The 449-nt window shown below is 33.4% G+C and carries 1 protein-coding gene; it reads left to right on the top strand.

What is annotated here, in order from left to right; all coding sequences use genetic code 11:
* The coding region (locus tag QMG30_RS24840; RefSeq protein WP_281819919.1) for a hypothetical protein at positions 1 to 449 on the top strand (449 nt) is incomplete at both ends.

Raw genomic sequence — 449 nt, 5'->3', positions numbered from 1 at the left:
ATAAGTATAAATCCAGAGACTGGAACATTACAAGTAACTAACCAAGCGGATGCAGGAACAGTTGTAGTAATGGCTTCTAGCGATGGAATGCAGCAAGAAAAAACTGTAACAATAGATAAAGAAGAACTAATAGTAACAAATATAATAATAAATGGTGAAAGTATAATAGATGTACCAACCCAAGAAAATAGTCCAGAAACGACTGATTATAATGCAGTGATAAAAGACCAATACGGAAATGTGATGGATGAAAATATAAGTTGGTCATTAAAAACACCAATAACAGGAATAAGTATAAATCCAGAAACAGGGTTATTGGAAGTAACCAACCAAGCAAATGCAGGAACAGTAGTAGTAGTGGCTTCTAGTAATGGAATGACTGAAGAAAAAACAGTAACGATAGAAAAAGCAGAATCAGAAGTAACAAATATCATTATAGATGGAGCTAG

The sequence above is a fragment of the Vallitalea longa genome (assembly GCF_027923465.1).
GTDB classification, from domain to species: domain Bacteria; phylum Bacillota; class Clostridia; order Lachnospirales; family Vallitaleaceae; genus Vallitalea; species Vallitalea longa.
Note: the sequence above shows the minus strand (reverse complement) of the source record. Positions and strands in the feature narration are given on the sequence as shown.